Source organism: Bacillus sp. EB600, assembly GCF_024494385.1.
Taxonomy (GTDB): Bacteria; Bacillota; Bacilli; order Bacillales; family Cytobacillaceae; genus JAEVLT01.
In genome coordinates, this window is sequence record NZ_JAEVLT010000112.1 from 1 (window position 1) to 1384 (window position 1384).

Annotated in this window: 2 protein-coding genes; one reads left to right on the forward strand and one right to left on the reverse strand. The window is 45.9% G+C overall.

The features are described 5' to 3' along the window. The coding region (locus JN080_RS28725; protein ID WP_256239347.1) for a catalase at positions 1–1077 on the forward strand (1077 nt) is incomplete at its 5' end. 10 nt (positions 1078–1087) lie between these two features. On the opposite strand, the gene JN080_RS28730 is transcribed toward JN080_RS28725, so the two are convergent. Further along, positions 1088–1384 (reverse strand): hypothetical protein (locus JN080_RS28730; protein ID WP_256239348.1); only part of this gene is annotated, 297 nt, incomplete at its 5' end.

The following is a 1384-nucleotide window of genomic DNA, read 5'->3' on the forward strand; positions in this document are numbered from 1 at the left end:
AACCGTAATGTCGACAACTTTTTTGCGGAGACCGAGCAATCCGTTTTTGATCCGACCAACGTGGTTCCGGGCATCGGTTTTTCCAACGATCCTATATTACAAGGCCGACTTATCGCTTATCGCGATACGCAGATGTATCGATTGGGTGGTCCGAACATTAATGAAATACCTATCAATCGACCGCTTTGTCCTTTTCACAACTACCAACGAGAAGGGGCTCATCGCCAACGCATCGATATTGACCAGGTTAACTACTATCAAAACTCACTAGCGGGCAATACACCCAGTCCAACACCGGCCGAGCAGGGCGGGTACGAATTCTATCCCGAAAAGATAAAAGGCTTAGCCACCAAAGCCATAAGCGACACGTTTAAGGACTATTTTTCCCAAGCACGTCTGTTCTGGAATAGTTTGTCTGACGTTGAAAAAGACCATATATTACAGTCATTCATTTTTCAACTCAGTAAAGTGAAGAGCGAATCTGTTCGCCAACAAGTCGTCGACATGTTCGGACAAGTGGACCATATATTGGCTTCCACCATTGCTTCAAACATCAGCGTACGACCACCATCGACCAAGCAAGTTTCCGTTTCTGCGTCCTCTCCAGCTCTGAGTCAGGCCAATACACCGCATTTCCCCTATACCATGAGAGTTGGCGTTCTGATTGGCAACGGGTTTCCCGATCAAGAGGTCACCTCAGTGGTGAATACGCTCGTCGAACATGGAGTCTTCGTGGAGTTTGTCAGCGATCGATTGGGTACGGTTACAGGAGCACAAGGGACGACCATCACGTTGGACCAAAATTTCTACGCGACGAATCATGTTCTTTATGATTCTCTGTATGTTGTAGGTGGACACGTGCAAAATCAAGCTGCCTTTGACTTGTATGTGAAAGACTTTATCCAAGGGACATACAGGTATTACAAACCGATTGGAGTGGCGACCACAGGGGGAGCGTACATACAGCCCCCGAAAAACGGAGAGCTTGAGGGTGTCGTCTTTGCTTCGAGCACTAACAACTTCGGGGAAGCGTTTGTCAGAGCAATTGCGATGCGACGATTTTGGAACAGGAAGTAAAGGGGCTGTCTTATAGGACAGCTTGCTTACTTGCAAAATTAGGTAAAACGAAGAGATGGCAGTGCCAGGAAGACGTTCTTAGCACCGCCATCTCTTGTTTCGATAATGGATTCGTAGGATCTGTTGAAACATTTGTTAGATTGACATTTATTTGATTAAGTGGTAACGACCTTCCTGTAGTTCCTGTCATTTCTCCATCAGTCTTAGCACCATACCATCCTATATCGGATTCCACAAAGCCAGTGTAACTGACTCCAATATTGGAAGACTGTACTCCTGGTAAATAACTGTAATTGACATTATACTG